The following is a 4,778-nucleotide window of genomic DNA, read 5'->3' on the forward strand; positions in this document are numbered from 1 at the left end:
GTAATCGGCGGGATCGAACGGGTCGGCGTCCTCGACCGGCTGGCGCCGCGCGATCGCCTCGGCGAGCTCCCGCGCGGCGCGGTCGACTCGCTCGCCCAGCGGCGCGACGCTGTCGGCCGACGCACCCCAGTCGCTGGAGGCGGCGAACACGCCGGTCGAGACCGGCTCGGCGTGCAGGTACGTGAAGAGCGGCCGGATCGCGTAGTCGATCGCGAGCGAGTGGCGCGCGGTGCCGGCGTTCGCGCCGATCAGCACGGGCGTGCCGGTGAGGGCGTCGGGGTCGAGCACGTCGATGAACGACTTGAACAGGCCGGAGTAGCTCGTCGAGAAGATCGGCGTGACGGCGATGATCGCGTCGGCCGAGACCACCGCGTTGACCATCGACTCGAGCGCGGGCGGCGCGAAGCCGGTCAGCAGGTTGTTCGTGATGTCGTGCGCGTAGTCGCGCAGCTCGAAGACATCGACGTCGACCTGGATGCCGCGCTCGGCGAGCTGCGCCGCCGTCGCAGCCGCGAGGCGGTCGGCCAGCATGCGCGTCGACGAGGGGTTCGAGAGGCCGGCCGAGAGCACCGCGATGCGGCGGGATGCGCCGGTCATCTCACGCATCCTTCCGGCTCGAGCCGCCGAGTCCGAACGCCGCGCCCACGGGCACGGCGGAGCCTGCCTTCGGAGCTGCGTCCTGGTACGGGCTCTCGCCCACGAGGTTGTCGCCGCGGTTCGCGCCGGGCACCGCGCGGCGCGGCGCCTGGTCGCCGTACGTCGCAGCGACGAGGTTCTCGTGGGTCGGGGCATCCGGAGTCTCCGCCGGCCGGTTCTGCTGCAGCTCCTTGCGCAGCACCGGCACGACCTCGCCGCCGAGGATGTCGAGCTGCTCGAGCACCGTCTTCAGCGGCAGGCCGGCGTGGTCGATGAGGAACAGCTGACGCTGGTAGTCCCCGAACGTCTCGCGCATCGCGGCGTAGCGGTCGATCACCTGCTGCGGCGAGCCGACGGTCAGCGGCGTCATCTCGCTGAAGTCCTCGAGCGACGGGCCGTGTCCGTACACGGGCGCGTTGTCGAAGTACGGGCGGAACTCCCGCACCGCGTCCTGCGAGCTGGCGCGCATGAACACCTGACCGCCGAGGCCGACGATCGCCTGCTCGGGCGTGCCGTGGCCGTAGTGCGCGAAGCGCTGGCGGTAGAGCGTGATGAGCCGCTGGTAGTGCTCCTTGGGCCAGAAGATGTTGTTCGCGAAGAAGCCGTCGCCGTAGTAGGCGGCCTGCTCGGCGATCTCGGGCGTGCGGATCGAACCATGCCACACGAACGGCGGAACGCCGTCGAGCGGTCGCGGCGTCGAGGTGAAGCCCTGCAGCGGAGTGCGGAACTGGCCCTCCCAGTCCACGACGTCCTCGCGCCACAGCCGGTGGAGCAGGTTGTAGCTCTCGACCGCGAGGGGCAGTCCCTGGCGGATGTCCTTGCCGAACCACGGGTACACCGGGCCGGTGTTGCCGCGGCCGAGCATGAGGTCGGCGCGTCCGCCCGACACGTGCTGCAGCATCGCGTAGTCCTCGGCGATCTTCACCGGGTCGTTCGTGGTGATGAGCGTCGTGGCGGTCGAGAGGATGAGCCGCTCGGTCTGGGCGGCGACGTAGGCGAGGGTGGTGGTGGGCGACGACGACCAGAAGGGCGGGTTGTGGTGCTCGCCCAGCGCGAAGACGTCGAGCCCGACCTCCTCGGCATGCCGGGCGATCTCGAGGGTCGCCTGGATCCTCTCCGCCTCACTCGGTGTGGTGCCGGTGGTCGGATCCTCGGTGATGTCGCTCACCGTGAAGATGCCGAACTGCATTCCCGACCACGTGGTGCTCTCGCTCACGATCGCTTCTCTCCGCTCCCCTGTCTCAGGGCTCCGTTCGTCGCGCGGGATCTCCGCTTCGGCGAATCTATGCAAATGAATGTATCTCGTGTAACGCGTGCGGAGCAAGGTTATTCCCGACCGGATGACGGGGGACGCGGCATCCGTCGATTCCCGGCGAGCGCATCATGTCGTACACCGCGTGGCGCACGTGCGGGTTCTCCCAGTTGAGGTCCGGCTGCTTGCGCTGAACAGGTGGAGGTAGCACTCCCCCGTCGACTGGTCGAAGTCCCACGCCGACCCGGAGAGGTACGATCCCCAGTTCGTCGCCTCGGCGCCCGGCGCGCCCGGCCACATGCCCGCGCGCGGCGGCCGCCACCAGTACCAGTCGCGCTTGGCGCTCTGCCTCTACGAGCGCGACTCGCGAACCACGGGTGCTCGTCGCTGGTGTGGTTGACGACGAGATCCATCACGACCTTGATGCCGCGCTCGTGCGAGCGCGGATAGACCTGGTAGACGACGGCGCCGGTCCACCAGGCCGGCGGGTCGTTCGGGGTCTCGGCCGCTCCCATCCCGACACCCTACGTCGCGTCGGCGAACAGCCGAAGCATGTCGTGGGCGAGCTGATGCGGCGTCGTCTCGCAGGGCGCATGCCCGGTCGGGTAGATCGCGACGCGGGCCCCGATGCGCGTCGCGTAGGCGTCATGCTGCGCCTGCGGCCACAGGTCCTGCTCGCCGACTGCGATGAGCTTGGGGACGTCGACGGCGGCGACCTCGTCGGCGACATCGGGCATCGCCATCATGAGCGCCACGACATCGTCGATGCAGGCGCGGCTCGTGACGCCGAGGCGCTCACGCACGAAGGCGATGCGGCCGGGAGGCGTGCGGTTGAGGTTGTAGCGGATGCCCCAGAGAATGAGACCGGCCGCCCGGTGCGGCGGCATGTCGGAGATCGGGCCGATGTGCTTGACGCCGCGGAACACCTGGCCCGTCGCCGGCGGCGCCGACATCAGCGTGAGGCTGCGGAACAGGTCAGGCCGTTCGACGAGAGCGAGCTCCGTCACGAGTCCTGCGAAGCTGTAGCCCAGCACGTGGGCCGGGCCGCCGTCCTCGAGGATGGCGACCAGGTCGTCGACGAACAGGCGGTAGTCGTACGACGCCCGGGGCGGATCGAGGTTCGCGGGTCCGGCATCCACCGATTCGTAGTGTCCCGCGAGGTCGTACGACTCGACGCGGTAGCCGGCCGCCGCGAAGAGCGGGAACATCAGGACGAAGTCCTCCTTCGACCCCACCACCCCGGGCACCAGCACGACGCGCGGCGCACCCGGGTCGCCGAGACGCACGCGCGCGAGGCTCCCGCTCGGCGCCTCGAACACGTCACGCTCGGTGGCGGGTGGGAACACATGCCAGTCGAGGTCCGGGATGGCCAGGTCGCGCTGCAGCGCGTCGTCGATCGTCGTCATCGCGCCGACGAGACTACCGCCCTCCGCGACCCGGCGGTGCGCGCGGAGCGGAGCGGCGCGTGAGGACTAGTCTGGTCAGCGCGCAGCGAGGGGGTGGACGATGACCGGAAGCAGCCCGCCGCCCACCGCGGCGACGCCGACGGGATCCGTCGCCCGACCCCGCCGTCGCCTGCCGTTCTGGGACAACGCGCGGTTCGCCTGCATCGTGCTCGTGGTGCTCGGGCACGCGGTGCAGCGGCTGACCTACGACTCCGACATCGCGCTCGGGCTGTATCTCGTCGTCTACGCGTTCCACATGCCTGCGTTCGCCATCATCTCGGGGTACTTCTCGAAGTCCGACGCGCCGACGAAGACCCAGATGGCCCGCGTGATCACCGACATCCTGGTGCCCTACGTCATCTTCGAGGGGCTGTGGACCCTGACGAAGTGGCTCATCGAGGGGCGGGCCACCGCCGATCTCACCGAGCCTTCCTGGACGCTGTGGTTCCTGCTCGCACTGGGGATCTTCCGCCTCGTGCTGCCCTATCTGGCGCTCCTGCGCTGGCCGCTCGCATGGACGGTCGCCATCTCGATCGGCGCGGGCTACGTCGCGGGGATCGACTCGACGTTCTCGCTGTCGCGGACGCTGGGCCTCCTGCCGTTCTTCACTCTCGGCTGGTGGCTGCGCGAGCACGACATCGTCGCGCGCTTCGCCCTGCTGGACCGCCGGCCGTGGTGGGTGCTCGCGGGAGGACTCGGCCTGTTCGCCGTCGCGGGCTGGGCCGCCTGGTTCTTCGTCGACGGCTGGCGGTCCATGAACCTGCGCGAGTGGCTGTTCTACGACGAGAACTACGCCGCGATCGGCGGCACGCAGTGGTGGGCGGGCGGCGTGCGCCTCGGGCTCATGGCCGTCGCGCTGGTGCTGTCGGCCGCGTTCTTCGCACTGGTGCCGCGCGGCGGCCACTGGTGGACGCATTTCGGCCAGTACACGATGTACGTCTACCTGCTGCACTCGTTCGTGCTGTACCCGTTCCGCGAGAACGGGCTGCTGCGCAATGCCGAGCCGACCTGGATCTGGCTGCCGCTGGTCGTCCTGCTGTCGCTGGTGATCGCACTGGGCCTGGCCACCAAGCCCGTCCGGTGGTTGTTCCGGCCGCTCATCGAGCCGCGCCCTGCGTGGCTCTTCGCCGACGGCAGACTGGCCCGTCGCGAGGGTCGTCGGAGCGACCCCACCGGTTCGCGACGGCCTCGCGAGGAAGAACGGATGCCGCGGCACGGTCCGCGCCGGCACGACTGAGTCGTCGCGGTCCGAGTGCGGCTACGGCCGCGGCGAGGGGAACTGGGTGCGCAGCACCCGCTCGAATGCGCGCTCGGACAGCACGCGGCGCAGCGACAGCATGAGCATCGCCGACGGCGCGACGCGATACCGCGCGCGGGGCCGCTTCGACTCCGCGGCACGTGCGACGCGCTCGGCCACGTCGCGCGGCGTGCACGCGAGCCGCGCG

Annotated in this window: 4 protein-coding genes and 2 pseudogenes; 1 reads left to right on the forward strand and 5 read right to left on the reverse strand. The window is 70.3% G+C overall.

Annotation, left to right across the window (positions count from 1 at the left end; translation table 11 throughout):
• From EIO58_RS12875 to EIO58_RS12890, 4 genes and pseudogenes are all read right to left on the reverse strand, one after another.
• Window positions 1-597 (reverse strand): CE1759 family FMN reductase (locus EIO58_RS12875; protein WP_127819877.1); only part of this gene is annotated, 597 nt, incomplete at its 3' end.
• Between the two features lies 1 nt (window position 598).
• Window positions 599-1,825 (reverse strand): LLM class flavin-dependent oxidoreductase, encoded by a 1,227-nt coding sequence (locus EIO58_RS12880; protein WP_127819880.1) that lies wholly within the window; start codon window positions 1,823-1,825, stop codon window positions 599-601.
• Between the two features lie 160 nt (window positions 1,826-1,985).
• A pseudogene (locus tag EIO58_RS12885) lies at window positions 1,986-2,403 on the reverse strand (alpha-amylase family glycosyl hydrolase); the annotation flags it as partial.
• Window positions 2,404-2,412: 9 nt separating this feature from the next.
• Entirely contained in the window at window positions 2,413-3,294 is an 882-nt protein-coding gene (locus EIO58_RS12890) for an alpha/beta fold hydrolase (protein WP_127819878.1), read from the reverse strand.
• Window positions 3,295-3,394: 100 nt separating this feature from the next.
• Between EIO58_RS12890 and EIO58_RS12895 the strand changes: the two genes are divergently transcribed.
• A complete protein-coding gene (locus tag EIO58_RS12895; protein WP_127819879.1) occupies window positions 3,395-4,570 on the forward strand; it encodes an acyltransferase family protein in 1,176 nt (391 codons plus the stop codon).
• A 21-nt stretch (window positions 4,571-4,591) separates the two neighbouring features.
• On the opposite strand, the pseudogene EIO58_RS18855 reads toward EIO58_RS12895, so the two are convergent.
• Window positions 4,592-4,778 (reverse strand): annotated as a pseudogene (locus EIO58_RS18855) (hypothetical protein); the annotation flags it as partial.

The organism is Microbacterium sp. CPCC 204701 (genome assembly GCF_004010105.1).
In the GTDB taxonomy this organism is placed as follows: domain Bacteria; phylum Actinomycetota; class Actinomycetes; order Actinomycetales; family Microbacteriaceae; genus Microbacterium.